We start from the raw sequence: 26,437 nt of genomic DNA on the forward strand, positions 1-26,437 counted from the left end.
AGATGTGTATAAGAGACAGCTGTGTAATAGAACGCACGCAACAACGTCCCGCGGCTCTGAAATTCCTTCAGAAGGCGCTTGTAGTCGATGTCGAAGCCCAGAGTTTTCGCAGTTGCGTAAAGATTGGCCCCGTCGATGAAGAGCGCGATCTTGTTGGTAGGGGAAGGTGACATTCAGTTCACGCTTTCGGTGCAGGAAGCGCGGATCAGGCTAGGGAGCAGCCTGGATCCGCGACGCGATATGCCAGCCGCATTCTACACAAACATCTATCTGCGTCATCGAGTAGCGCCTCTTTTTGCCGAAGAGCAACTGAACAAAAGAGCGTCCGCGCAAGCCGCCGAGATACAGCGGGACATCGTAGCCTCAGCATCTTAGGGCGTGGACTCATAACGCGCGGCCAGCCATAACCGGATAGATGCGAGTTGGACGAAGGCGAGGTAGCTTCCCGCAAGCCTGTCGTAGCGCGTCGCCACACGACGACATTGTTTGATCCTGTTGAAGAACCGTTCGACCTGGTTGCGAGCGCGATAAAGGTACGGACTGAAGCAGATTGGATCGCTGCGATTGCTTTTCGGGGGGGTGTTGGCCCACGCCCCCTTTTTCATGGCCAGCTCTCTTATCCAGTCGGCGTCATAGCCACGGTCGGCAAGCAGCATTGACCCGGGCTTCAGGCGAGAGAGCAGTTTTCCGGCAAGTCGAACGTCGTGGGCCTCGCCGGGGCTCAACGCCAACCGTACCGGCAAACCATTGCTATCGACCACCGCGTGGATTTTACTCGTCAAGCCGCCGCGTGACCTTCCCATCGACTGGCGCCGATTCCTAGTGATGCAGGCTCCATGCTGATGCACGCGGACAACCGAGGTGTCGATCATTTGGACAGCGGCATCGTGGGCAGCAGCGAGTGTGTCTATGATGCGGCCCCAGACACCAGCCCGCCGCCAACGGACGAAGCGGTTGTAGCATGTGGTGTACGGACCAAACATCTCGGGCAGATCGCGCCAAGGTGCTCCAGAGCGCAAGACCCAGAAGATGCCATTGAGGACACGACGGTCGTTAACCCGAGGAACGCCACGCGGCTTGTACGGCAGCATGGGCTTGATGGCAATCCATTCATAATCGGCGAGTTCGTAGCGCATGATTCGAGCTCCCAGTTTGGAAGCTTGAATCACAGGGGGCTGGCCAAACGCAACGCTCCCGGCCCGGTGGGGCGCTTACGGGGATGCGTGCTGGGAATTTTCAGGTGGTTTTTCCGTATGGGCCTGGTCAGCTCAGTCACGGGGCTCGTGACCCGGAGGACGTGTTCGCGCTCCGAGGCCGCTCGAGCTTGGGCCCGGTGTGAAAGCACCGGAGCGCTTCCACGTCCGGACGATTCGATCATCGCCGTCTGCCAAGGACGCAGGGTTGGGAAGTCACTGGTCGTCCGCGGTGACGCGCTGATCCTGTTCAGGGCAGTTACGTCGTCGAGTTGACGCTCCACGTATGCGCCTTGATGCGCAGCGCAGCACCGTCCTTCTCGGCGACGAGCAGGAAGTTTCCGCTCACGTCCATCGTTTTCGCGTCGGCCACGTTGATATTGCCGGTCCAGGTGCCTTGCTCCCAAACCACATCTCCCTCGGTCGTGCAGCTTCCCTCTTGAATCTCCAAATGATTCCAAATTTTCACCGCGACCTCGCCCCATGCCTCGATGCCGGCGCGCCCGGTTACGCTGGGTTGTCCGGCCGGGATGAGAACGGCATCGTCGGAAAATAGGGCTGCCCAGCGATGGGCGTCGTGGCTGTTGACCGTCTCGACAAACTTGGAGTTCAAGTCGGAAAATTGTTGGGAAATACTCATAGTGGACTCCGTGAGATAAGATTTTAAGCTGATGAGGGACGCGCGGAGACTGCTTCCGGAGGCGTTGAGGCCTCGTGGAGCGAGGCCTTGTCGAAGGCGGCCAGGATCTGATCGAAGCGGCCGGCGACGACGTCGTGCATCTCCGGATGGGTCAGGATGTAGAGATCGTTGCTCCTGATAGCAGCGAGCACGCGGTCGGCCACGAAGTCGGGATCCAGTCCGACCTCGACGAGGGCGGCCATCTGCGGGTTGGCGGGCGCGTCGTCGGCGCCGCCGAAGCGGGCCGGCCGGTTCCTGGCGCTGGTCGCGATGCGCGTGCGCACGAAGGCGGTGCACAGCACGCTGACCCCGATGTCAGTGCCGGCGAGCTCGGCGGCGAGGGTTTCCGTCAGCGAGATCACGGCGGCCTTGGTGGCATTGTAGGGCGCAATTCCGGCCGGTCCCGCCAGGCCGGCCAGCGACGCGGTGTTGACGACGTGTCCGCCCTCGCCGTGCGCCTTGATGTGCGGCAGGAATGCCTGGATGCCGTGGACGGCGCCCATGAAATTGACGCCGATCAGCGTGATGGCCTCGACGGGTCCTCCGATCCCGACGCCGGCGTTGTTGCAGACGACGTGGACCTTGCCGAAGGCCGCGAAGGTCTCCTCGGCGGCGCGGACAACTGAGGCGCGGTCCGAGACGTCGCAGGCGACCGCCCGCGCGTCGGCGCCTGAATCCTGCAGGTCGCGCAAGGCAGCGTCGAGCGCGCCCCGCTCGATGTCCGCGAGCATCACCTTCGCCCCCTCCGCCGCGAGGGCGCGGGCCAAGGCGAGGCCGATGCCACTGGCCGCGCCGGTCACGAAGGCGGTTCTTCCGTCGAAACTTTCGATCATCTTCCTTCCTCCCTTGTTTGGCCGGCGGTTCGTCGGTAAGTCAGGCGGACCACCACCACCATCCACTCGTCATGATCCGGTTGCGCAGCTCCGTCGTGCGCGGGGCGCGCAGCGGAAGCGTCTTAACCAGCGCCATCGCTCGCTTGAGATGCGCGGTCGCCTCGACATTGTTGGTGGCCGCGGTGGCGCGAACGGACGCCGCGATGTAGAGTTCGGCCGCCTTCTCGGTCTGGCCCGCGTCGGCGCAGTGACGGGCGAGCGTCTCCGGTTGGCGAGCCCGGATCTCCGGGAAGTCGGATTCGAGCGTCGCGGCGATGCGCGCGTGCAGCCGCTGCCGCTTCTCGCGCAGCATGGTGCCGTAGGCGGCGTCCTGCACCAGCGCATGCTTGAACGTGTATTCGGCGTCGGGCGGGACGCCGCGCCGAAAGATCAGTTCGGCGCTCTCGAGCCGTTCCAGGGAGCGCTCCAGCAGTGGCGGCGGAAGCTCCGCGACGGCGGCGATGAGCTCGTAGGAGAATTGGCGGCCGAGCGCCGCGCCGAGCTGCGCGAGATCGCGCGTTTCGGGCATCCGGTCGAGGCGGGCGAGCAGCGAGGCAAGCAGCGTCTCTGGGATCGCGGTCCGTCCGACAAAGGCGGTCGCGAGATAGGCGTTGTTGCCAGCCTTTCTGACCAGTCCGCTCTCGAGGACGGTCTTGGTCAGTTCCTCGACGAACAGCGGAACCCCGTCGGTGCGATCTAGGATCTGGCCGGCGATCTCCCTCGGCAGAACCCGACCGCCCGTGAGGTGGGAGATGATGGCCGCGCATTGGTCGGGTGGTAGCCTGCCGAGACCGATCAAATCCACGTGGGGGCGGTCGCGCCAGGGCGGCGCGAATTCCGGGCGGAACGTTACGACGAGAAGAACCCGCAAGGCCGTCAGCCGGTCGACGAGAAGGTCGAGCAGGGCACGCGTGGTCGGATCGCTCCAGTGCACGTCCTCGAATATCATCAGCACGGGCCGTCGCGTGGCCAGGCCCTCGATCAGCGTAAGCGGTGCTTCGAGCGTTCTCGCCTTGCGCATCGGCGGCGGCAAGTCGATGACCGAATGGCGGTCGCCCGGTGGGATGCCCAGGAGGTCGGCCAGCAGCGGCAGGGCCTCGCCCGGGCTGTCGGTCGCCTGCGCGATCACGGCCTCCAGCTTGGCGAGGCGCGCGGCGTCGGCGTCGGCGCGGCGGATGCCGGCGGCGTGGTTCAACTGCGCGATCAGCGGGTGAAGCGCGCTGTCCTGATGATGCGGGGAGCAGAAATAGCGCAAGCGCGCATGCGACTCCCGGGCGGAGCGCTCCAGAAGGACTTGCGTCATGCGCGACTTGCCGACTCCGGCTTCTCCCGACAGCAGCACGACGTGTCCCTCTCCCGCCTTCGCCTGCTCCCAGCGGCGCAGGAGCAGTGAGGTCTCGTCGTCCCGGCCGACGAGCGGTGTGCCGGCGGCGCGTAGCGCCTCGAAACGGCTTTCGGTCGCGTCGCTTCCCAGTACCTGCCAGGTCCGCACCTCGCGGTCGAAGCCCTTGAGCGCGACCGTGCCGAGGTCGCGGTACTCGAACAGTCCGCCCGTCAGGTCGCGCGTGCCGGATGCGATGACGACGGCTCCGGGTGAGGCCAGAGCCTGCAGCCTGGCAGCGAGGTTGGGGGTTTCTCCGACGACCGCCTGCTCCTTGGCCGCGCCTGTTCCGAGCAGGTCGCCGACGACCACGAGCCCGGTGGCGATCCCGACCCGGACGCCCAGCGGCGCGCCGGCGGAGGTGTCGAGGAGGGGCACGGCCTCGACGAGGGCGAGGCCTGCGCGCACCGCGCGTTCGGCGTCGTGCTCGCTCGCCAGCGGATAACCGAAATAGGCCAGCACGCCGTCGCCCATGTATTTGGCGACGAAGCCTCCCTCGCGCTCGATGGCTTCCGCGCAGCACTTGTGATAGGCGGTGACGACGGCGCGCAGGTCCTCGACGTCGAGCCTGGTCGACAGCGCGGTCGACCCGACGAGGTCGCAGAACATGATGGACAGATGACGGCGTTCGGCCTCGGTCTGTGGTTTGGGACCAGGACGCGCATCGGCGCGCGGAAGCTCGGCGATGCCCGCCAATAGCCTGCGGCGGTGACCGAGCGAGGCGACCCCGATCTCCTTCAGGTCCAGGTCGGTCAGATGAGGCAGCACCGAGACGTCGACGTCATTCTGGGCGAAACACGCCGCGTATCCGACCAGCCCGACGGCCATCAACCATTCGGTAACCGACGTTGGCTGGGACATTCCCTATCCATCCCGCGGTTTGACGTTCGCGATTTTAGCACTCTCTTCGATGATGGTTACTCGCCGCGGCGCAGGATGGGCGAGCGACCTATCTTTTGATCTGTGGACACGATGGCGGATCTTCGACGAGCCGCTCGACTTGGGCAGTGCGCCTATCACTCTCCATAAGGACAGTTCTCAACAACATGCCTGCTCGGCAAGGCCGCCTTCACCGGACGGATACAATCGGGTCGTGCCGTATTGAACCCGAGTGTCCCAAGTAGCATTACGCAGTGTGCCAAGTTGTAAGCGCGACCGTTCTGTCATCGAGACCGGCGGAGCACTCTGAGGGATCGGCCCAGCTCCCTGGAGTGGCAGCCACCGAGAACTAGAGCACGCGATTGCCCCAATCGCCACATTTGGCGCACACGACCGTGCGGGGTGCTCGTTGCACCGGCAAAAAACGCATCGGTCTTTCTAGGTGCAATGCCTGTCGACGGCCTCGACGCTGCCATTGGAAGACTGGGACCTCGGCACGTCCCGCTGGCGGCTCTCCAATCACACTACATCATGTGGCCGCACTACGGAAGTGCCGCCGAGGTCTGCAATTGGGCCGTTCGCTACATACTGCGCTGCCGCACGAACTTGGTCACTATAGGAGCAAACCGGACGTAGTCACCAGTCACATGACGCCGCCGGTTTTATAGGTACATGGCCTAGATCGATACCGGGCGGGCTAAGTGGGCAAGAACAAGGGGCCACCTTAATCGACAGCAAAGACTTGGAAAGACTGGTTTGGCATTGTCCAAGTGAACAATATCTCCGGCGAGATGACTTCCGCGTAGCCGGTCGAGTCGTCCCCAGCATTGATCAGGTCAACCACGGTCAGGCCCTTGCCTGTGTCAAAGTTTGAAGCAGGTGCGCCGGGAATCCGGATGAGGCCCTGCATGCTCGGGCCGTTAGCTCGGATGGCGACTTTGATCTGCGCCGTGTTTCGCCGAGAAAAGCCCGACGAGCGGAAATCGATCCTCTGCCACTGATAAAGGTCGCCGGAGGCGCGACCCATGTGCATGGAGTCGGCCCTGGGCTCGATTGCCGCAGTGGCTGGCGCGACGAGCGCAAACAGACCAATTTGAACGAGCCACGATGTTCGGCGCTTAGCAAAGATCATCAGTCCATCGTCATCAGGTGCTGCTGCAACGCCTTCGGTCGAGCTCGCCGCGCGCAGCCTCTATTGCTGCTGCATTCCAAGTCGCTCTGCGCAAACGCTGCCAGCCTGGACGGGAATGGGCCCGTAATAGAGGCTGCTATCCTTGTCTTCAGTATCGAGACTTTTGATCGTTCCGTTCGGCAATGCAACGACGTTGACCTTGCAAGCGTACCCCCGCGAACTTCCCGATGCGCTCGTTTGACTGTCACGAGAGACCGAAAACGAACTCCCGCTGGCCAGTTGCCAACTAAAGGCGGTCTCGCCGCTGTTCATCTTAAAACTACTTGCCGGCGGTCCCCATCGAACGACTAGAGCGTCAACATTTTTTCCGATGTAATCTTGGCCCAGCCTGGCGCGGTCATCTGCGCCTGTTGCGTAACATCCCCCAGTGCCACACAGAGTACTGCTATCCCTAGCCAACGCATTTCTCCTCCCAAAAAGGTGAATATCCAAACGCAACTCGCGCGGGAGATCAAGGGCGGCTGCTAGTTTTCGAGATCAGTCGCGGTGGAGGGTTAACTGGCTGGAGGATATCCACTCCTCCAACCTTATTTTACTATCGATCTGATCTTGCAGCGTGTTCTTCAGACATGGCGGCATTTCCCACGCTTTAGCTACGGTTGTGAGCTACGCTTTGTGATCAGGCGCAACAGCCTACGGCTCGTTCAACCGCGATATCGCGTGAGCAGCGCGCATACGAGACCTCCGGGCCGAAGGGACGAGACTCATCAAAATAGGTCGGCCGCTTGGGCTCGGTCCTCGGTTGTGTGCAACCAGTGTTGGCCCAGGCTGAGCTGTGAGCTCGAGCAGGGGACAGCAGGGGGCTCTAAGTCGCGTGTTGCGACACAAGTTGCAAACTACGCACAAGGAAGTGCGTGCTCCGATTTTGATTCACAGCTGCGACCACAACTATTTCGTTGTCGATAAAGAACTACCTGATTGTTGGCGGCAGCGTTGTGACCTTAGACAGACGGATGTTCCTCTTCGCCTCGCCAAGAAGGCCGGTCGAGAGTTGGGAGCTGCGCGGCTCTGCGGTCGCAGCGCAATTCATCTGGTGAGCGCAACATCCTTGAACGAGGCGACCAGCGCCTTCTCCAGCTTTCCCCTCATGCCGCAGAGAATCCCATACGCCGCCTCGCGCGACATGGCCGCCTTGTACTGGCGGTGTTCGATCAGCGCCGCAAAGATATCCGAGATGGTGAGAATGCGAACGATGTCGGTGATGTTCTCGGCGCAGAGGCCGTCGGGATAGCCGCTGCCATCGAGATATTCGTGATGGTGCCGGACGGCATCGAGGATTTCGGGTGAGATGTTGCCGTGCTCCTTCAGCACGTCATAACCCGTCGACGGGTGGGTTTCGACCAGCGCGCGCTCGTTGTCGTCGAGGCGTCCTGGCTTGTCCAGGATCGCCACGGGAATCCTCGCCTTCCCTATGTCGTGGAACATGGCAGCAGTGGAGAGCCGTTCAAGGTCACTTTTACGGAAACCGAGACTGAGACCGAAATCGACCGCGACGCCGGTCACAAGCAGGCAGTGCTGGAAGGTTCCCTCATGATGGCGCCGCACCGTGGTCAGCCATTGCGATAGCCCATGCTCGGAAATCCGGTTGGTGATCTTGCGGCCGGCCTCTTTAGGACCGTCAACGTCGATCCGCTCTCCGAGTGTGATCGAGGTGAACATCGACGCGACGACGTTGGCTGCGGCCTCAACCGCATCGTCGGGCTGCGAGATCCCGCTCGTCGAGCCGGCTTCGGTCCCGGCCGGATCGGCCAACGCGGCGACGAGCTTGATCGGCTCGAGCTTGCCGGGCAATACCAGCGTCGCGCCCAGCGCATAAGCCTGCGAGATGCAGAGGTGGGAGGCTTGCTCGACGAGGAAGATGCGCTTGTTGGCCTTGGCGAAGCGCGCAGCTCTCCTTTTCAGTGCGGCAATGTTTTCGAGGGCCCGCAGGTCGGCACTGACGACGACGGCAGCAGGAGCGTACGGAAGTTTTGCTTGTACATCGAGCCGCTCGCCCGCGACAGTGAACATCCTTTCAAGCAGCGAGCAGAGCCCGAAGAGCTTGTCGGAAGTATCGGCCAGGACGTGCACGAACATGACTGATGCCTTCGTTTGTCGGGTGCCGGTCTGAATTGGCCGTATCGCTAACGTTCTGCATGATCATTGGATCAGATTGGAGCTCGGTGATACTGCTCGGCTCAAATCGGCTTTAATGCGGTTCTGTCGCTCGCGGTTTTTTGGCTTTTCTTGCCATTTGCGTGAATGAAGTGGATGCCGGCCGTGGTTCCGTCGATCCAGACCAACTCGCAGCGCCGATAGGCCAGTCCCGTCAACGACAGAAGCATGAAGAACTCCTTGGCCTTGAGAACGTCGAGCGATCCCTCGACCTCGATCTTGGCGCCGGTGTCCGAGACATCGAGCAGCACGCAGCTCCGCCGCCAGGTGCCGTCGGAGCCCATGAGATTGACGACCTGCCTGTGGTCCATCCGCACCCGAGACGCCTTGCGACCGTCGAATCTCATTGGCTCCCTCCCGATTTTGCAGTACGATCTTTGGTGCCGGCGGAGATTTCTCCCCAACGAACGGACCATTGGCTGGTCGACAGCTGAAGCTTTTCAAACAGCTCCTGAGCTCGTGCGCGTTCGCCGAATGAAAGCCGCGCGCCGCGAGTGTTGAGGATGGCCAGTGTGGTCTGCCAATTCAAGCGCGATGCCCGGCACGCCATGACCAGACCTTCGCAATCGGACTCCGCCATCAACTGCTCGATGGCCTCCATGGGTGCTCCCGACAGCACCGACAAGGCCGTGAACAGGTTGGCGGTCTCACCCCGGATCGCGAACCGATTGACAGTCGAGTCGCTCAGCTTGCCGCTACGGTTGAGCGATACGATCTCCGACCTCACAGCGGCGTACTCAGCCTCGCAAGGACGCTTCGCTGTCGCCGATACTTCGGAGGATGCGGTTGCATTGGAAGAAACACGCGGACGGGCATCGGCCTTGTTGGCCGGCCGTGGCGAGGCCGACAGCAGCTCCCGAACGACCATGTCCGGGGTGTCTGGCCGCAGCGTCAGCGCTTTCGTGATCTCGTCGTCCTGCTCAGCCCTGCCGAGCAAGGCGGCGTAGGCTGCGCCGGAGAATTCCGCGCCCGGATTGCCGATGACGGCCAGGCAAATCCTGCTGCTGCCGCGTTGCAACATCGCCTCAGTCACCGGTTTTTCGATCGTGCGTCGGTCAGCAATGGCGAGAAGGTGATCCTCGCTGCCGGACGTCGCGATCGCTACGAGATCAGCCGGCGATAGTGCGGGAGATTTCCTCAGGATCGGGACTGCGACCGCCGGATCGTCGCACGAGGCGAGACGTCGCAGGGTCTTCATCGGAGCAGTATCCAGCTCGGCAAGCGTCGTGCTGAGCTCGGCGAGCGTGCCGGGCGCAATCCGCCCGGTCAGGCGGATTAGAACGTCGTCAAGCAGGTCGACCTGCGGCTCTTGCAGTCGCTCATTACGGGCAACGAGCAGCTCGGCGGTGCGCCAGAGCATGCGCGCGCAGCGTTCGGATGAGCTCCTTGCAATGGTGTCGTCCAACTCAGTAATGAGATCGGCCGCAGAAATTGCCCTCATTGGCTGGCCTAAATCGTTTTAAAAAGCGTCACGTTCAATCAGACGTATTGCGCGGGATAGTTGTTAAAATTAGCTTTACTCGCGGGTATTTAGGTGCCGTGAGCATGCAAAATATTGTCGCTCTTCGGAAGAGCGCGCCGTTTCTGGCGGTCATGTCGTCAACAACGCGGTCCACGTTGCAGAGGTTGCGAGCTAGTTAGACGGGCAACCGAAGCCAAAGGTCGTTGCTAGACAGCGTACCGGCCGGCGTGGCTATCTCCATATCGACGACGCGGAATGAGCCGGGCTGGTCATCATACAGGTAGCGAAGATGCCAGACAGGGCCAAGTTCTGGTGTAATGGCGAAGTCATCTAAGGCAGTAACGACGTATCGAACGGCATCGCGATGCGCTATCGGCGCGGCGAACATCGTGTCCATCAGCGTGGCAAGGCTCATATCTTCCTGGAGCATGGTTCGCGCGACTCCGTCTCCGTGGACGAGCCTGAGGGCCGATACGAGGGCCGCGATAGCGTCAGGGTTCTTTAGAGACACGGCAGATTCGTTTCAGGCCAAAAGCCGGACTGTTGACGCAAGGGGGCGTGGGCGGCGGTTGCGTGTTTTCGCAGGGCAATGGACGTCTATAACACCTCAGCACGAACCTGAGCCACGCCACGTTTCGTAATCCCCAAGCTGCGCGCGGCGGCCAGCGAGAGGTCGAGGACGCGGCCACGGACCCAGGGTCCGCGGTCGGTGATACGAACCACCACCGACTTATTCGTCTCAAGATCAATGACGCGGACTCTCGTGCCGAACGGCAGACGGCGGTGCGCCGCGGTTAGTAGATTCCGATCAAACGATGAACCGCTCGCTGTCTTCCCTTTGGCATACGAATAGTAGGAGGCTTTTCCGGAAATAACTCGATTGAAAGATTGAGCGTCTGAACGATCTTTCAAGGGCTCTTGTCCGTTCGGAGGCTGCGCTTGCGGCTCTTCCTTCTTTGTCTGATCGAGTCCTTCAGGAGCGGGCTCCGCGTGAGCATCTGGAACGATGGACCATCTGTCATTGAATGTTTGCCCGACAGCAGGGGTCGCGTGAAGCCCCGTCCAAATTGAGACCACTGCAATCACGATCATTCCAGAAAGCGGACGCATGATCGATCTCACTACAAATCACAAAACAGAGGAACAATGCAAACTCATAAGGCGCGTTCCGGCACATCCGGGATTCATTCGTAAAGAGGTGATTTAATACCGATGTTGCTTGAATGTGTTGCATGGCGGAACGTAGAGGCAGTGCAACAAGCAGATAGCCCGCTGCAACGCATCACGAGGATCGGCGAGCAGTGCTAGAGCCTGAGGCACTGCGAAGCAGCGTCAACATCGCGTGTGCGTGCAGGCGATTCAGTGGCGTGAATCTCTTCGCCTGATTAGAGACGAGGAGGACATTGAACGGACCACGGGCAGCAGCGGGGCGAGATGCCGCGAGCCGCGTAAGGCGCTCCGTACGTTGTCCAGCCTCGCTCGCAGTGGATCGCAACCGGACGTAACGGCCGGCTCGTCACGTCGTTCCGTCGTCGCCGCTCGCAGGAATATTGAAATCTCTCGCTGCAAGCTCCAGCTCGAGCTCAGTGATCCGCTCAAAGATGCGAGCAGCAATCGCCTCCGACTCTTCCGCGGTCAAGGATCGAATGCCCAGCAAAGCAAGCTCGTCTCTGAGAATCTTCGCCACAATCAAATGAATGGCCATTGGATCAATAGTCCTAAACCATGATCCAACCGCAACCGGAGGGCGAACGCAAGTGCTTGGGCGTGTCCCGCGGTGCTCCGGCTAGCCGTCTCGGCACGGAATGCCGAAGCAGCCGCAGGTATCTGGGCCACTTGATTGGTCGCGGTGCACTTTTGCTGAAGCACGAGCTGACCAGCATCTCCGATGATTACCAGAGCGCTTGGTGCGACTGGTTCGTTCAGGACAAGCCGCCATGGAAACAAGAACATGGCGTTTTTTCAATGACGTCGCTGAAGCTGATCGGATAGGGAAAGCCCGCCAGCGTGAACCGGCGGGCCTCATTTTTAATCAAGCGAACTGAACGTTCACACTCCACGCCCATACTCATGAGTATCCGGGATTTTTGCTAATCCCAATCTCGGGGCTGGACTGGACAAACGCCGCCCGGGACATGGTATTGCGTACCCGGCGGCGTATTTTTTTAGAATTGGTTCTACCGTTTGTGTGACCGAAAACCTCAGGTGATCGGAGCATCGAACCATCTCCGCCGCCGCTTCTTAATGGGTTTCATCTCGCCTGTACTTTCGACCTGCGCGGTCTCTTCATGACCACACCTTGCGCACCGAAACTCAATTTGGGGCGACTGGCTTGGCCATGTCGGGCGGATGAAGTTGGCGGGCATCGGCCAAGCATGACAGTTCGGGCAATCACGCAGGACATGATCTGGAGAGAGCACGGGCAGTCATCTCCCAACAGCCGCAGCACGCCGGTGATTGCCAACGATGCATTTTTCGGATCGTTCCGATTTGGACGCGCGGAAGCCAAATCCGGAGGAGCTTCTTGTCCGTCGAAATAAAAACGGCTCCTGCGTCGGGGGGCGCAGGAGCCGGGGGCAAATACTCCGGTTTGCAGGGGGGCATGAAGCCGGAGCACAGTGAGAATGGGGTGCATTGCCGTTTGTTCCCGGCTCCCGAAACGCTCTGGCGCTCCTATCTTTCGCTCATGTGACGCTCCAAAGGCTCGCCAGCGTGGACCGCCGGTCGAGGAAGGCGCTGTCATTAACCTGTGGCATAATCATTGCAAAGTTGAACACGGACCGGGATTTCAGTGTCCAGTCTGAGACAAGGGTGCTGCCAGGGGGGACTGGCATTTCGAGCCCGGCAGCGCTCTTCCTTGTTTTAGGGCTGAAACCGCTTGGCCAGCATGGCGACGCACATCCTGGCACGAAGCAAATAGCGGTAAAAGCTTGAGCCGCATGGTCCCCGCGGGGTCGGGGAGAAGACTATGCTTGAGGCCCCAATCGTCGAAGAACTGGAAATCGAATCAGGAGGGACCCCTGCTATCACATAGTCTTTGAGGGTGGAGGCGCCCACAGCGTCCGGGCCGTCCAAGTGGTAGATCCTCTCGACAGAAAGTTGCTGGATTCCGAATAGCACTACTGCACCCCGAAGTTGGCGCGGCTCAAGTCCGCGTTGCCCGCATCGACATTTACCCGCGTCTGGATCTTGGCCGACTGCGCCTTCCCCCTTCCCCGACTTCAAACTTAATCTTCAATCTATGAACTAGTTCACAATTGCTTCCGTCCGCGGGGCGCAAAGCTCCAGCTTCAGCGGAGCAATTGATTCATGAGCTATTCAAATTGGAAGCGCGTTCCGCGGCGCGTTGTGATTGCTTGTTTGCTCGTCCTATCCGGAACAGCCTTGGTGATCGCGGCGCCCTCCTATCTGAACTTCCGAACCCACACTGTGTCGGACATGGCGTGCGCCGCTGATGGCTACTGCTGACGGACTGGCAGTCCGTCACGAATGATCGCCAGCGTCGGCCACGACGATATTAGGTCACCTGGAAATCTCGCTGTAGTGGCGAATATGCGCAAACGTCTTCGCTTCTTCGGCTTGGGCCTCTTCTCTTCGTCGACCCGCGTCAGCTCCGCAGCAACGGCAGCATGAACCCGCGCGGCTCTTGCTTCGATCTTGCCGCCCTCGCCAGGGATCCTGATCCGGTGGCCCATCAGCGGCGCCCCAACGTTGAGACCACAACCGACTTTCCACTAATGTCACAGACCGCACCACGAGCGTGGCGGCCTCGGCAACACCGTCTGCATTCGCAGTGATTTCGATCCGGTCATTCCGCCGGAGGTTCTCGGCAGCCTCGTTGAAATAGCCCGAGCTATCGAGAATGTCGTCCAGCGTGTGCCTGGTTTTGTAGAAGAACGTATTCCAGGGCATCGCCTGGATCGCGAGGGAAAAGCCGCAAAGGTCCATGGCCACGAGGTCGTGAATGTCGCTCATCAAACGGTCCTCCCGCCCATGCCCACAGCAGGCCCGGTGCCGTGAATCATCTCGTTGAGCTGCTGAACTCGAGCTTGAACATCGCGAGCCCCGTAACCCTCGCTGCCGGGCGCGGTCTTCTTGTAGATCGCGTCTACTCGTCGGCATCCAGCAGCGTCACCAGCTGGTGGCCGTTGACCTCAACCGGATCCTCGAAAGGCCGTCGCCAGCCCGCTTTCGTCAGGTGCGCTTCACACTGTCCGCGATTGCGCGTTCAACTTCTGAGACGAGAACCGTCAGCTGATCGGCCAATCTCGTGAAAAGCTCTCGTTTCTTCGGGTCGGTCGCCAGGTCGCGGATGAGGGCGCACTCGGCCGCATCTGTGCGGAGCTTTTCCAACTGAGTCTGCATGTCTTTCATTGCGGCTACTCCGTTCCGCCGAGGGAACAATATAGCCAGCGTCCGAAAGCGAATAGAACCGATTGCCGGATTGTCCTAGGCTCACGACGCTTGACCTTCCCCAAGGTCCAAGCACCCTCCAGCGGCCCCGGCCTTCACAAACCCCAAAAGCCCCCCATGGCCGGGGCCTTTTTAAGGAGCTATCGATGGTCCATGCCACCGATAGGCCCTTGGGGTTCCTGTTGAAATCGGGCCGGACATCGGCGCCGCGCCTGCCGCAGGGGCGGTGCAGATGAAGCGCAGTTCGATATCTGACAGGCGCACCTCATCGGGCCAGCGGTCGGCGCTGAGCGCAACGTGGCGGCTACAGCGGTAGTCGGCGCAATAGAACAGGACGCCGCGCACGCCCATCTCGCGCATGTCGCCGAAGGTGATCTTCGGAGGCCGCATGCCGGCCATCGAAGCGTCACGGAAGCCAGAGTTAAATAGTCAATTGCCAGCGGCTGTGAACTCGCGTGAGCTACTGCGCGTCGTGGGTTAGACGTTGCACATGAACCGAACCGCGGCGGACGCGGGGTAGTGTGGGATAGATAGTTTGATTGCGGCAGGATAGCTGGCTTGAACCTGGGCACCATAGGCGCATATTCGCCGGATGTTCGAGCAACGACCAACTTTCACGGCTCGGAAAAATCCCGAACTTGGCTGGGGAGTCGATATTCTGTGGCCCGATGGCGAAACGGAAGTAATCAAGGGCTTTATTACGGAAGGCGACGCGGTCAAGTGGATTACTGAGCATGAGCACTCTAGGCCGTGGCAGGGAAATACGAATCAAAACCATCCCTAGCGCCTTAGAAACCCCGCCCACCGTCCGCAAAATCGATCGAGACAGCACGCAACCTGTGCGGCCCGGGGTCATGGCAGACTCCCTAGATTTGACGGCGACCACGCGGCGGGAGTGTGATCGGCCGCATGGGGGGCATCAGCACGACATCGACGAGCTCGCGCGCATGGAGCGCATCTGCCTGGATTGGCGGAGGAGAGCAGGGTGCCCGGCGAGGCTGGCGCGCTGCGGGAGCTGGCCGGAAACTACGGTCGAGAGGCAGCGAAAATTGCCGTAGTTAGGACCGTAGATTGCGCGCGGCGAGCCCGGAAAAGGCGGGCAATTTCAAGAAGGTTGACAGCGGGATCATCGCAAAGCGCCACCCTATGGATCTAAATCTATCAAGTACACCGGCAGACCTGCATCTGCAGATCGTGCGGAGGTCTGCTCGCGATAACGGTTTCTTTCGTCCGGACTGGCTAATCGAACGCGCAAGGTTGCCAGTTCGTCGCAAAGAGGTTTGCCGCCCGATCGCGCTGAATCAAGTTTCTCTCTTATTCTTGGGTCAGCACAAATCGCCTCGGCTTCGGAATATTTTCTGGCGGCGAAAGCAACGACCGGCTTTCGATCGACCTCGATCGCAAAGACAGAAAGGGAAAGCTCGTCCGCCATCCTCGGGCTCCCAGGTCGGTGGTTTCTCTTGTCGACCGACTGACCCTCAGTCAGGCCGTTCAGCTCTATCAGGCCGTTCAGCTCTAGGAGGGTTTCTGGCGTCTTCCCGAGAACGGGCGAATATTGTCGCTAGAGATTTTGCCGAATTTGCCAGAATTTTCTGCCTCGCTTCCACGACCAGTTCGAGAGGCGGCGCCATATCCCGCAAGCCCATCTCAACGGCAAAGTCGTTAGCGGCTCTCTGATCGAAGGAGGCGGATTCGTCGGCCCAACGGTTCATCTGTTCCGCCCAGAGCCTGCAGAGGTCACTCGCGGATAGCCGTTCGTACCGGCGGCCGCGCACTAGATAAGATTGCCGGTTTTCCGATTCGCGGTTCTTCAGCAGAAGTTCGATGGCTCCTCTCGCCTTATCCGTCATGAACCTTCCCCCTTTCCGAAGCTCAGCTCGATTCGGGTTTGTTATAAGAATAGCACACAACTTCAGAGGGGCCGGAATGGAAGCTGGACTGAAAGGCCCCTGGGTGCCGCGCAGAGTCGACTAAAACAAGCGACCTCAGCTCTGGAAGGGTGATGAGCTGAGGCCGCTTCCGCTTCGGAACGGAGGCGAATCCAACCGACGCCGTCCAACGGTAGGCAGCCTCGACTTCGGGCATGTTGCGGTCAAGATACATCGTAAGTACGTCGCAAATTGCCGAAATGAGGAGCGGGACCAATGGCGAAAGAATTTCAAGCGTCGTCTGAGCCCCGAGCTACGTTCCAGTTGCTGCTGACCAATACCTGCTGGGGTCAAGCGACGGCATCCTGAATGCCGGTGTTGCGCTAACGGCGCCCCCGGCTCTAAGCTGACCTCATTTGCAAACGCCAATTTGATTGTGGGGTAGCGTCATGTCGAGTGCGATTGAGTTGATTGTGGATGGCTACGCGAGGCTGAAGGACCGCCGGTCGCTTGAGGATTTAAGGATGCACCGTCGGCGGCTTGCCGTGGACTTGATGGCCTGGGAGGGCTTTGACTGCAGGTTGTCGATCGCGCAGGTCGAGCAGGACATTGCGGCAATAGAGGCCGGGCTGGAGACGTTGTCGGGGCCGGTCAGCGGGTAGGGTGCGGCCTTCCGCCTGGGCTCCGGCCAAGTGATAAATCACAGGCCGGTGGCAGCTCCGAAACGTCCAAGGCCGGGGAGCTTGAGTGCGCGGCGGCGCACGTCGAGCCCTAAAACGGCGCCGAGGAAATTAAGTTCAAACCCTTCCACCCGACCAACGGTGACGCCAACATATCCTGCGAGCGTAGCAAAGACGCCAGTCCTCGAGGGCGTGATCCCGATCCAGCGGCAGCCATAGGGAAAGTCTTTGCCGATTGCGGTTGGCGGAAGGACCGCCCGAAGTTCCGGAACCTCCGCAGTACGGGAGCCGATTTTGCCCAACGTGTACAGCGCGGGCTACGACCGCTTGGTCATTCAAGGTTCAGGAAGGAGCATCTAAGGTTCGGCAGCGGGGATAGGCTCCGCTGGAGTAGCACGGATGAAATTCAGACTTACACTTGCCGCACTAACCGTTCTCGGTGGGACCGCGTTCTCAATTGTAACGGCGTCGGCAATGCCAGTTGCTCCGCTGGGGCAATCAAACATCGCAAACGTTGAGACGGTAGCCCTTGTTTGCGGCCGGCACGGATGCGTTCGAACTCGCCCGATCTATCGTCCAGCCTATCGCGGCGGCGTAGTCGTCGTTCGTCGACCTTATGCTCATCGATATTATCGGCGTTATTGAGTCAGAAGTTTTCATTCGCTGGCCTCAGGGAGTGAATCCTGAGGCCGGAAGTTCTACGCGTCTGCAGAGACACTGCCCGGAGCTGGAGAGGAACGCTCGCCCGAAGCGCGTCATCGCCTCCCCGCGTGCGTGCGCCGCAATGCGCTGCCGGTCGCTCTTCCTGTGCAATCGCCGCGGAGGTACGCTCAGTCGTCCCAGAGGCGCTTGCCGCACGCGCATTCGAACATGCGAGTGATGTCTCCACTCTCAGAGTCTACCACCGCTCGTACAAGCTTCATTTTCCTGCCGCAGTTGCGGCAGGTTGTGCTTGAGTTGTCCTCGACAACGCACATCATCTCGGCGCGAAATAGTTCCATAAGTTCGCCCTCCATCCGAAGTGACCTAGTGGAGACTACAGGACTTAGTGAAGCAGGGCAGAATGGAAGAACTGGGTACGAAGCCGCGACGAATTTGCGACCGTACACAGAGCAAATCAAGACGCGCCAGCTATCCTGACAACCTTTTAGGGTACCTCATTCGAGGGGGCTCGCCGGTTTATGCTGGCTGGCCTCCTGCACGCGGGTGTGATGCGCATTGTGTGAAGTAGTTCACAAGCGGCAGGTGTCATCGATCGTAGCGTGCGCGCTCCCACTGGAGGGAAGCGCCATGAAGGTTAATTGGACGACCTCTCGATTGTTCGCGCTGACGGCCGTTGTTCTGGTGGCGGCTGGTACGACTATGGCAATCAGCACTTCTCGCGGAGGGCCTGATCCAATGTTGGGTCCGGATTGGCAGTGCAGCCGAACCTTGCTGCTCGTGACGGCTTGTTCTCGCTCGAGCGTTCGACCCGAATAAGCTTGCGGCCGATATCTGCAGCTTCGATTGTTCTCGTTCAACTGGCGCTCAACCTCTGTGAGGCTGGCTTGTAACAAGTAGCGGCAAACTGATTTCGCCAGAACCGAAATGTGATTGCCGTGCATTCGGTTCCGGGAACTGAGCTCGGTTCCCGACGAGCGACAGCTCACGTTCCGGCTGAGGAACTTTACCGTGTGAGTGAACACAAGTCGGAACTGGCGGTGGCTTTATTTGTAAGGGATGCGCCTTCAGGTACTTTCCAAGGTCGGTTGCCGGCGGTCTGGTCGGCTCGCGCGCCGATCGAGGTCACGCCCGGAAGGGCGTCCAGCCTGTTCCCAACTGATAGGCGCGCGCTGTGATCTGGAAGAAGAGGGGAATAGCTTGCGCCTGACTGATCAGCAAACTGCCGTAGCCTACTCGCAGTGCTCTCGTCCCCGGTGTATGCGGCTGAGGCCGGGATCTCGATCCAAGGCTGCGATGGATGCACCAGCGTGGTCGTGTGCGCGCCGTCGAGCCGCTGCACCCGCACCAGAACGTCCGTGATGGTCGCTTGCAGGCCCACGAACTCGATGCGCTTGCCGGCAAGGCCGGTCTTGCCGGTCTCGATCCATCGACGCTCGAGCAGCATGCCGGTGAACTCCTTCTCCGACGGCGCGGTGATGTTGCGCGTGTCGTGGGGGAATTTCAGCACCACCGGCAGCCGCATGCCGGCATTGATCGGGGTTCGCCACAGCACCTCATAACGGCCTGATGCCGTCTCGTTGAGCTCGAGGTAGGCGGGACGGGAATCGTGTGCCTGCGCGACCGAGCCGTGGCCCAGGGTTGCCAGGACGATCAAGAGCAACAGCAATCGCGTAAACACCAATGCTCCTGTTCAACGCGGTGCCGCGGGTGCGGCTTGCGGCAGCACGATCTGATAACGGGCCATCACGTGGTCGAAGATCTTGCGCTTGCCCTCGGCGCGCTGCTCGTCCATCCATTCGGACTTGACCCTCGCCTCGACTTCCTCGAAGGCAGGCACTTGGCCGGGTATTTTTGCGTCGACCCAAACCAGGTGCCAGCCCAATCCGGATTCGATCGGTCCCTGCCATTTTCCCGGCTCGAGTTCGGGCAGCGCCTGCGCGAACCGTGTCCCGAAGATGTTGGCGACCTGATCGGGCGAGCGTTCGGCGTAGAAATCCTGGAACGTGAATCGATCGGACAGGCTGTCGAGCTCTGGCGTCGCTTCCGGCTTTCCAGCGAGCTTCCGTAGCGCGTCGGCGGCATCGTCGCGGGCGTGGGCGGCGCGCCCGTCGGGCGAGAAATAGAGGTGGCGGAACGTGACGGGGCTCGGCGTGGCAAAGCGCTGCGCATTCTGCGCGAACCAGCGCCTCAACTCGTCTCCCGCCGGCTCGCGCAGCGAGGATGCGTCCTCCATGACGAACTCCATCTTCTGCGCCAGGCGGCGCTTGATGATGGTGTCGTCCTTGTCCAGCCCGAGGGCCAGCGCCTCGCGGGAGAGAACCTCCTCGCGGATCTTGCCGTCCAGGAGGTTCTGCGTCTCCTCTGGCGTGGGCGGCCGATGCCACTGCGCCATCCAGGCGATCCGGATCTGGGCCATGTCGTCCGCCGTGATGGCGATGCGATTTGGATTCTGGAGTTCGCCCGCGGCGGGATGGAACACCCTGTAGACGGCGAACAGCGCCGCTCCGATCGCCAGCATGTGCAGCAGCGGCTCATGCAGCCAACGCCCGAGAGGCGACTGTCGCTCATCCAAGCTCATCGCGGCGCCCCGGCGACCGACTCACGGCTTCACCGCTTCCACCTCATAGTTCGCATAGCCGAACTCGTTGCTCCGCGCGGCGATGAGCTTGTCGCCGTGACGATAGACCGTCACCTCGAAGGGGGACCCCTCGATGGTGGTGATGAGGCGGCCGTCGCGGATGTCGTACTGCGCGCCGGCGGCGCCACCGGGGTGCAGCAGGTCGCCGATCTGCTCCGAATCCGGCATCTTGCCGTCGATGCTCGAGATCATGCGCCGGCCATCGACGCCGTAGGTGATCTCGAACCGCTGATCGGTTGCCGTGTTGTGGACCGAGACGGTCTTGCCCACAACGAGATCGCGCAGTTGCGTGTCGTCGAGTGCTGTCGCGCCCCGCTGCCTGAGATCGGCCACCGTCGGGCTGTGAAGCGCCTTGGCGTGCATGTCCGCGGTCGGCGCGTACCAGATAGGGGAGGTCCAGGCGCGCTCCTGAAGGCTCGTCGGCACGTCGCTAGGCGGCGATACGCCCAAGGTCTTGGCGTCGTACGTGGTCCAGCGCGGCGTCGGAATCTCCAGCACCCGCGCGTAGTAGAAGGCGTGCAGGCTCGGATCGAAGTCCGGGTCCATCCATACAGTCTCCAATTCCACGCCGCCGATCGTGTTGGTGTAGCTGGCGTTCTTGACGTCCACGGTATCGCCGACCGGAGGCAGTTTCATGTCGTTGCCGCCATAGAGGACATTCTGAATCGGCGTGCGCGTGAGCACCCGATTTCCGGACCACGCGACGTCATAGATCTTCTCGAAGATCTGGCCGCTCCTGATCCATCCCTTGACCATCTGGATGCGGTCCAGGTTGGCCCCGTCAGGGTCCTTGACCGCCCAGACGATGAAGCTCGGCGCGTTGCCCTTCGGCGGGGGCAGGTCGCCCCCCATCGGTACGCCGTTGGCGTAGGCGGCCTTGACCCAGTCCTTCTGGTTCAGCAGGTCGGGACGCAAATCCCAGCCGCCGAACAGCCGCACCTTCAGGGTCGCATCCTCGAACGCGGAGATCGGGCTCGCAACAATGGCACAATGGCGCGGTTCTATGTGCTCACGATCGAGCCGACTGTGTTATGCGGAGGAATGAGAGCCTGCGATCTGGTGGGTCTTGGTCCGGATTTCGAGCAAAGACTGCCGGAACTTGAGACTTACCTGGAAGGCCTCGTCGCGGACGGCGAGACCAGCGAGGACCGGCTAACCGTCGACGGCCTGACTTTTCTCAGAGAAGAGCAATGGTTGGACGGAAACCGCGATGGCGAAGGAGGTCGCGCAGGACGTGCATGGCGGTGTTGCGCCGAAGACAGGACATTGTTGCCCGATGAAAATCCCGACTATCTTTCACGGCAACTTCTCGCCTTTTTGCGCGATCAGGGCAGCGGCGAGCGCCTGGGAGCACAGACCGACCAGCATGATTGATCTCGAACCGTCATATTGAAATAGGGAGGAGCGCGCGATGACCAGGGTCGTTGAGACCACGCGGATTACCGAAAGGCCGGATGCGCTTTGGACGGATATCGGCAGGTTCGGCGCCGTCGGGCAATGGCACCCATTATTGTCCAAGGTCGAGAGTGAGGACGAACGTGCGGGTGCTCTCCGCACGGCCGAAGGCACGGACGGAGATCGACAGATCGAGCGTCTGCTCGAGGCTACGCCGGCACGGCATTCTTACCGCTACCGAATGGAAAAGACGGCCATGCCGGTTCGCGAATACACCGCCGAATTGCGGGCGAACGATAACCACGACGGCTCCAGCACCGTCGTATGGTCAGCGGAATTCGAGCCAACGTCGGACGAGGCAAGGACGGTCGAGAATGTCAGAAATTTTTTGAAAGCGGGTCTCGACAACATTGCGAAGCTGCACGGTCGGCGACAGCCTGGTCCTCCCACATCCGGGCGCGTGCTGGAGCCCGAGCAGCTCGTTTGCCGAACCAACGAGCTGGACATTGCCTATGAGAGGACGGGGCCGATCGACGGCCGACCGCTTGTTCTTGTGCATGGCTGGCCGGACAACGTTCGATGCTGGGACAAGACGATCGCGAGGCTCGGCGGGCACAAGTTCTGTATCTACGCACCCTACCTTCGTGGATCGGGGCCGACCCGATTCCTGCACGACTCCATCATGCGCAGCGGCGCAATTGCGGCCCTCACGCTCGACCTGTCGCAATTCCTGGACGTTGAATCTGAGCGACGTCGTGCTCGCCGACTATGACTGGGGAGCACGTGCCGCATACGGAGTGGCCGCGCTGTTTCCGCAAAGACTGGCCGCTCTTGTGACCGCGGCGGCAGGTTACGCAACCGCCATTCCGCCGCGCAACATGCCGTACGAGCTTGCGAAGTCTTGTTGGTACGAATGGTATGTTGCGACGTCGCAAGGCGAGAAGGCCTACCACGAAGACCGCAGAAGGCTTTGCCGCTATCTTTGGGAGACCTGGTCCCCCGGGGTGGCCAGGCCGAGACTCCGAGTTTGAAGCCATGGCAGGCTCGCTCGACAATCCCGACTGGACTGCGATCAGCATCCATGCCTATCGCCAACGCTGGCACGACGCGCCGGGCGCAGGCGCGCACGAAGACGTCGAGCTCCGTCTGGCCGAGCCGCCCGCAATAGGTGTGCCGACCATCATGCTTCAGGGCGCCGATGACCGCGATAATCTGCCAATCACCTCCGATCACAAGGAGCGATATTTCAAGAACCGCTACGAGCGTCGCGTGCTCACGGGCGTCGGCCACTTCGTACCGCGTGAAGCACCAGATGCTTTCGCAGCCGCGATCCTGAGCATGTGCGGCTTTGCAGCGTGAACGGGACTCGTGCGCCTCGTGCCACAGAGGAAAACCTGGTCGGCGGACCTTGGGCGAGGCATCCGGAATTGCCGGCTGTGAAGCGCCTCACCTCAGCCGATTGAGATCACGGAGAAGGTCCTGCAGGATCTCTTGTGCGATCTGCTCCGGCGTCGGCTGAGGGCGAAAAATGCTGAGGATGCGTTTGATCATGACACCGAAACGCTGAAGCAGCCTGCCGGTTCCTCGATGCAGGATTGCGTTATCCTGTGTGGCCAGGGTCAACGTTCTTCGGCGTTTTCTTCTCTCGTTGCGGCGTCATTTTGGTCGGATTTTCCCTGCCCGGCACGCCGCGGGGTCCGAGCTGCTCGCGCTGGATGTCCTCTTCGGAGAGTTCTGGCTCGCGGTCATTGATTGGATCTTTAGCCACGTACCCACTCCTCTGGTTCGACCATGTTCGTATCGGCCCCGAACGATCTGGTCAGCCGCCATCTTTGAGCCTCACCGCCGACTGAAGGTTGTTGTCGATCCGCCCGGAGCGCAGCAGATAATTCCACGCGAACCCATGCCGGGTCTGGCCGATTGCCTGAGCTTTCTGCGTTTGCTGATCGCGAGAGGAGATCCGAAAGGCATCGCGCTGGCGACGGGCGCCATCGACGATTATCTGGCGATGGCGCCGGTCAGCGCACGCAGCCGCGGCCTGCGCGTGCTCCAGCAGGATGCGCTCGAGCTGCATGTCACGTCGGTCGGCGTGCAGCGCTCGTTTGCCGAGACGGTGGACGCTTATATCGAGCGGAAGCTGGCGGAGGAGTGAGAGGCTCTGGCTCCGGTTCCCGCCAAACGCTGGCATCGCTCTTGCTGCATGAGGTCTTGATCCCGGCCCGGCCAATCGGGCCGTTTCAGATTGAGGCGATCACATGCAGACAACGTCCCGTTACGAAGCGAACGCGCTCCGCGCTCTGATCTCCGACCTGCGCTGGCGAATCCAGATGCTGGACAGCGACATTGCCGAGGAGGAGCGCAAGGCCGGCAATGCTGACCCCGGCAGTCCCACCTATTCGATGCTGGCTCTTGCCTTGCGGTCGCGCAGGGACAATCTGCGGGCCTCGATCGCCATGCTGCAGGGGCAGGCAGAGCGCGCAGCGGAATTGTCGCGCGCTGCGTGAGCGACTTTCGCGTCCTTCAAGTCGAACGAAAGCGACCGGATATCCCCGCCGCGCATCCGCGATCCGTCCCCGCGAGGCGGCTTACGCCGGCGGCCGCACGACCATGGTGGCTCCGTTAGGAACTTCCGGGTCCGACCCCGAATTGAGCGGGTGGCCGGTCTCGCCGCCGATTGACCGGCCTGGAATGGCGGCTCCGGCGCCCAAGCCCCCCGTCAGCGCCGGGGCCGTTTTCCGTATTTGACACGTCGGGCAAAACACCGACATGATGGCATCATCAAAAAGTTTGGTTCAGCCCGCGCGGAGCGATCCGCGGCGGGCTTTCTTGATTCCGGCGGGCAGCCTGACATGGCGTCCCGGAGGAACAGCCTGGGGCCCAGGCACTTGTACCGTCGGAGGAGTCCATGCTGACAGAAGCGCAGATCGCACTGCTCTGCGACATCGGCCAGTCCATCGCCTTCAGCGATGAGAACAGGGAAGAGCTGCTCGAGCTCATCACCGCCGGCTACGTGCAAAAGGTCGGCGACACCTGCGAGCTCACCGCCAAGGGAGAGGGGGCCGTGGTGGATCACCGTGCCGGATTGAACGAGGCCGTGATGGCGGTTTGGTCGCTTAGCAATCGCTAAGGCGTTTGACGCGTCGGGCAAAACACTGGCAGAATGGCATCATCGGAAAAGTCCGGTTCAGCCCACGCGGAGCAATCCGCAGCGGGCTTTCCTGTCTTGGTTCGCCGGCAGACCGCGCCGCCCTCAATCATCTCCCGACAGATCGCCGCGCTTCGTCGGCATGTCGAGCGTGCCGCCGTCGCCGTGAACGAAGGTCTCTGCCTTGGTCTTGTCGGCGTCGGCGATGATCGCCTCTCGCGTGTCGCGTTCGCTGTCCTTGCGCGGCTCGGGCTCCGGCAGATTGCGCGAGGTTTTTTTGTGTCATGGGTTTTTGTGTCATGGCCGATCCTCCGCGGAAATGGCCCTTGGAGACGGCGGCCCTACCAGGGCTCCCGGTTGTGCGCTTTCCAACTAATAAGGGTTGAGCACACTCTCGAGAAATTGCTCCTTTTCGCCAGGCGCATAACCCTGACAGGAGCCGTAATACGCTTCCGGCCTGCTACAGGGGTCGGCGGACCGGTCGTATTGACGCGGCGCATAGGCAAAGCCCGAGGCTCGACCTGATGGGTACATGTGGTGATGGGGACGAAGCACCGCGTGCCGGTGCCCATGATGCACACTTGCCGCGTTCGCGACCCCGCACAGGCTTATCAAAACGCTCAAGGCCAGAATCGAACGCATCGCCTTTTTCCTGAGGGAGTTTCGCCCCGCCGGCTCAATGATTGCCGTGATGCAGCGTTCCAAAGGAACCCGGTTTCTTGCACCTATGCTTCCTCAGGTTCGCGAAACCCATCGTGAGTGTCCGTATCCGCCGGAATTTGCCTGGGGGCCGCCGCAGCCCTATCTGAATCGCGGACTGCGGTCCGGATGAGCCGGCCGTTGCACATAGGGGTTCGACAGGCACATGGCGGAAAGGCCCGCAGCGGTCGCTCTGCATTCGTCCCACGAAGCAAACTGGCAGGTGATATAGCTGGAGCCACCCCACTGCCATTTCTGCATGCACACCGGAGCATTTCCGGCGAACCGTTGAGCTGAGGCCGGAGTGGCCACAGCCATTGTGATCCCGACCAGGAGGAGAGTGGGAAGCGCGCGCATGATGGTACTCCGGGGGTTCGCGGTTGGAGGGAATAATCTCGAAAGAGATTTTCGACCGTTTCAAAGTCAAGCGCCAGAAGTCTTTTGCGCTCTAGCCTTGCGGCTGCCGATCTTCCTTTTCGGCTCCGCGAGCTACGATCTTGAGTTGCTCATCCGGTAAAGGCCGTTGAAGGATTTTCGCCTCATCCCACGGCGCTCGCAGCCACCTGTCTCCCTCTTCCGCCGTCGTCAGTATCACCGGCATGGCCTTCGGATGAATCGGCTCGACGACCGCATTCGGCGTCGTCGTGAGAAATCCATAGACCTGATGCGGCCCCGGAACGGGCTTTGACTTCGTACCGCGATCACCATTGAAGGTAGTCCAGATGCCGGCAAACGCGAACAGCGGTCGTGACTCCGCGAGCGCGAACCACACAACATCTTTCTTCTTCGTCTCCGGGTTCGGCTCCGGCGCGTATTCGGCAAAGCTGTTGACCGGCACGAGGCAGCGGTGCTCCGGCTTGAGGCAGGCGCGCCAGTGCGGGGAGGAGGTATTGCGAATGTTGGTCACGGGCGGGCCGCCGGTGCGCGGCGGAGGCGGCATGCCCCAGCGCATCATCACCATCTCGCGTTCGCCGTTGCCGGCATCGCGGATGACCGGCGCCGGATAATCCGGAAAAACGCCCGGCATCGGCGCGAGGTTGCCTTCATAGCGCCGGACAACGCGGAAGAGATCGGCGATCGCCGCCTGGTTGGTGGTGATCGAATAGAGATTATGCCGACGTCGG

At 61.1% G+C, this 26,437-nt stretch carries 29 protein-coding genes and 1 pseudogene; 8 read left to right on the top strand and 22 right to left on the bottom strand.

Going from position 1 to position 26,437, the window contains the following annotated elements:
* From FXB38_RS05260 to FXB38_RS05320, 12 genes are all read right to left on the bottom strand, one after another.
* The coding region (locus FXB38_RS05260) for an NYN domain-containing protein (RefSeq protein ID WP_148749716.1) at positions 1–173 on the bottom strand (173 nt) is incomplete at its 3' end.
* A gap of 198 nt (positions 174–371) precedes the next feature.
* Positions 372–1,136, bottom strand: a complete 765-nt coding sequence (locus FXB38_RS05265; protein ID WP_148749717.1) for an IS5 family transposase — start codon at positions 1,134–1,136, stop codon at positions 372–374.
* 316 nt (positions 1,137–1,452) lie between these two features.
* Complete coding sequence (locus FXB38_RS05270; RefSeq protein ID WP_148749718.1) at positions 1,453–1,833, bottom strand: YybH family protein; 381 nt, start codon at positions 1,831–1,833, stop codon at positions 1,453–1,455.
* Between the two features lie 23 nt (positions 1,834–1,856).
* Entirely contained in the window at positions 1,857–2,705 is an 849-nt protein-coding gene (locus tag FXB38_RS05275; RefSeq protein ID WP_148749719.1) for an SDR family NAD(P)-dependent oxidoreductase, read from the bottom strand.
* Between the two features lie 40 nt (positions 2,706–2,745).
* On the bottom strand, positions 2,746–4,986 hold the full coding sequence (locus FXB38_RS05280; protein WP_148749720.1) for an adenylate/guanylate cyclase domain-containing protein: 2,241 nt from the start codon (positions 4,984–4,986) through the stop codon (positions 2,746–2,748).
* A gap of 742 nt (positions 4,987–5,728) precedes the next feature.
* Positions 5,729–6,136 carry a hypothetical protein gene (locus FXB38_RS05285; protein ID WP_148749721.1) on the bottom strand — a complete coding sequence of 136 codons (408 nt, stop codon included), beginning with the start codon at positions 6,134–6,136 and terminating at the stop codon, positions 5,729–5,731.
* Between the two features lie 1,086 nt (positions 6,137–7,222).
* On the bottom strand, positions 7,223–8,272 hold the full coding sequence (locus tag FXB38_RS05295; RefSeq protein ID WP_148749722.1) for an HD-GYP domain-containing protein: 1,050 nt from the start codon (positions 8,270–8,272) through the stop codon (positions 7,223–7,225).
* 101 nt (positions 8,273–8,373) lie between these two features.
* A complete protein-coding gene (locus FXB38_RS05300; RefSeq protein WP_148749723.1) occupies positions 8,374–8,697 on the bottom strand; it encodes a PilZ domain-containing protein in 324 nt (107 codons plus the stop codon).
* Positions 8,694–9,791: a DUF2336 domain-containing protein gene (locus tag FXB38_RS05305; RefSeq protein ID WP_148749724.1), complete on the bottom strand. Its 1,098-nt coding sequence runs from the start codon at positions 9,789–9,791 to the stop codon at positions 8,694–8,696. The genes FXB38_RS05300 and FXB38_RS05305 overlap by 4 nt, the downstream gene beginning before the upstream one ends.
* 196 nt (positions 9,792–9,987) lie before the next feature.
* Positions 9,988–10,242 carry a hypothetical protein gene (locus FXB38_RS05310; RefSeq protein ID WP_246229679.1) on the bottom strand — a complete coding sequence of 85 codons (255 nt, stop codon included), beginning with the start codon at positions 10,240–10,242 and terminating at the stop codon, positions 9,988–9,990.
* 167 nt (positions 10,243–10,409) lie between these two features.
* Positions 10,410–10,922 carry a septal ring lytic transglycosylase RlpA family protein gene (locus FXB38_RS05315; RefSeq protein ID WP_148749726.1) on the bottom strand — a complete coding sequence of 171 codons (513 nt, stop codon included), beginning with the start codon at positions 10,920–10,922 and terminating at the stop codon, positions 10,410–10,412.
* A gap of 406 nt (positions 10,923–11,328) precedes the next feature.
* A complete protein-coding gene (locus FXB38_RS05320; RefSeq protein ID WP_148749727.1) occupies positions 11,329–11,517 on the bottom strand; it encodes a hypothetical protein in 189 nt (62 codons plus the stop codon).
* 20 nt (positions 11,518–11,537) lie between these two features.
* Between FXB38_RS05320 and FXB38_RS05325 the strand changes: the two genes are divergently transcribed.
* Positions 11,538–11,804 (top strand): hypothetical protein, encoded by a 267-nt coding sequence (locus FXB38_RS05325; RefSeq protein ID WP_148749728.1) that lies wholly within the window; start codon positions 11,538–11,540, stop codon positions 11,802–11,804.
* Between the two features lie 1,530 nt (positions 11,805–13,334).
* Here the strand turns inward: FXB38_RS05325 and FXB38_RS05330 are convergent.
* From FXB38_RS05330 to FXB38_RS05345, 4 genes are all read right to left on the bottom strand, one after another.
* The gene (locus FXB38_RS05330; RefSeq protein WP_148749729.1) at positions 13,335–13,787 is read right to left on the bottom strand and encodes a hypothetical protein; all 453 of its coding nucleotides are present in this window, start codon (positions 13,785–13,787) and stop codon (positions 13,335–13,337) included.
* Between the two features lie 219 nt (positions 13,788–14,006).
* On the bottom strand, positions 14,007–14,186 hold the full coding sequence (locus FXB38_RS05335) for a hypothetical protein (RefSeq protein WP_148749730.1): 180 nt from the start codon (positions 14,184–14,186) through the stop codon (positions 14,007–14,009).
* Positions 14,187–14,357: 171 nt separating this feature from the next.
* On the bottom strand, positions 14,358–14,615 hold the full coding sequence (locus tag FXB38_RS05340) for a hypothetical protein (protein WP_246229681.1): 258 nt from the start codon (positions 14,613–14,615) through the stop codon (positions 14,358–14,360).
* A gap of 754 nt (positions 14,616–15,369) precedes the next feature.
* Positions 15,370–15,657: a hypothetical protein gene (locus tag FXB38_RS05345; RefSeq protein ID WP_148749731.1), complete on the bottom strand. Its 288-nt coding sequence runs from the start codon at positions 15,655–15,657 to the stop codon at positions 15,370–15,372.
* A gap of 885 nt (positions 15,658–16,542) precedes the next feature.
* Between FXB38_RS05345 and FXB38_RS05350 the strand changes: the two genes are divergently transcribed.
* Entirely contained in the window at positions 16,543–16,755 is a 213-nt protein-coding gene (locus FXB38_RS05350; protein ID WP_148749732.1) for a hypothetical protein, read from the top strand.
* Between the two features lie 38 nt (positions 16,756–16,793).
* On the opposite strand, the pseudogene FXB38_RS43625 reads toward FXB38_RS05350, so the two are convergent.
* From FXB38_RS43625 to FXB38_RS05380, 4 genes and pseudogenes are all read right to left on the bottom strand, one after another.
* Positions 16,794–17,045 (bottom strand): annotated as a pseudogene (locus FXB38_RS43625) (DUF3750 domain-containing protein); the annotation flags it as partial.
* A 1,394-nt stretch (positions 17,046–18,439) separates the two neighbouring features.
* Positions 18,440–19,096, bottom strand: coding sequence for a hypothetical protein (locus FXB38_RS05370; protein WP_148749734.1), 657 nt, complete (start codon positions 19,094–19,096; stop codon positions 18,440–18,442).
* 30 nt (positions 19,097–19,126) lie between these two features.
* Positions 19,127–20,014 (bottom strand): peptidyl-prolyl cis-trans isomerase, encoded by an 888-nt coding sequence (locus FXB38_RS05375; protein WP_148749735.1) that lies wholly within the window; start codon positions 20,012–20,014, stop codon positions 19,127–19,129.
* 21 nt (positions 20,015–20,035) lie between these two features.
* On the bottom strand, positions 20,036–21,013 hold the full coding sequence (locus tag FXB38_RS05380) for a DUF3604 domain-containing protein (protein ID WP_246229683.1): 978 nt from the start codon (positions 21,011–21,013) through the stop codon (positions 20,036–20,038).
* 51 nt (positions 21,014–21,064) lie between these two features.
* Here FXB38_RS05380 and FXB38_RS05385 point away from each other — a divergent pair, with 51 nt between their 5' ends.
* The 6 genes from FXB38_RS05385 to FXB38_RS05410 all read left to right on the top strand — a co-directional run bounded on the left by FXB38_RS05385 (position 21,065) and on the right by FXB38_RS05410 (position 24,596).
* Positions 21,065–21,448 carry a hypothetical protein gene (locus FXB38_RS05385; RefSeq protein ID WP_148749737.1) on the top strand — a complete coding sequence of 128 codons (384 nt, stop codon included), beginning with the start codon at positions 21,065–21,067 and terminating at the stop codon, positions 21,446–21,448.
* A gap of 37 nt (positions 21,449–21,485) precedes the next feature.
* Positions 21,486–22,241, top strand: a complete 756-nt coding sequence (locus FXB38_RS43440; protein ID WP_210250870.1) for an SRPBCC family protein — start codon at positions 21,486–21,488, stop codon at positions 22,239–22,241.
* Positions 22,242–22,387: 146 nt separating this feature from the next.
* Entirely contained in the window at positions 22,388–22,828 is a 441-nt protein-coding gene (locus FXB38_RS43445; protein ID WP_347340218.1) for an alpha/beta fold hydrolase, read from the top strand.
* Positions 22,829–23,078: 250 nt separating this feature from the next.
* Positions 23,079–23,621 carry a hypothetical protein gene (locus FXB38_RS43630; protein WP_246229687.1) on the top strand — a complete coding sequence of 181 codons (543 nt, stop codon included), beginning with the start codon at positions 23,079–23,081 and terminating at the stop codon, positions 23,619–23,621.
* A 103-nt stretch (positions 23,622–23,724) separates the two neighbouring features.
* Positions 23,725–23,973 (top strand): hypothetical protein, encoded by a 249-nt coding sequence (locus FXB38_RS05405; RefSeq protein WP_148749739.1) that lies wholly within the window; start codon positions 23,725–23,727, stop codon positions 23,971–23,973.
* Between the two features lie 401 nt (positions 23,974–24,374).
* Positions 24,375–24,596 (top strand): hypothetical protein, encoded by a 222-nt coding sequence (locus FXB38_RS05410; RefSeq protein WP_148749740.1) that lies wholly within the window; start codon positions 24,375–24,377, stop codon positions 24,594–24,596.
* An 819-nt stretch (positions 24,597–25,415) separates the two neighbouring features.
* Here FXB38_RS05410 and FXB38_RS05415 read toward each other — a convergent pair.
* Positions 25,416–25,670, bottom strand: a complete 255-nt coding sequence (locus FXB38_RS05415) for a DUF3551 domain-containing protein (protein ID WP_148749741.1) — start codon at positions 25,668–25,670, stop codon at positions 25,416–25,418.
* 91 nt (positions 25,671–25,761) lie between these two features.
* Complete coding sequence (locus tag FXB38_RS05420) at positions 25,762–26,412, bottom strand: SOS response-associated peptidase (RefSeq protein WP_148749743.1); 651 nt, start codon at positions 26,410–26,412, stop codon at positions 25,762–25,764.
* Between the last annotated feature and the right edge of the window lie 25 nt (positions 26,413–26,437).

This window comes from Bradyrhizobium cytisi (assembly GCF_008123515.1).
Taxonomy (GTDB): Bacteria; Pseudomonadota; Alphaproteobacteria; order Rhizobiales; family Xanthobacteraceae; genus Bradyrhizobium; species Bradyrhizobium cytisi.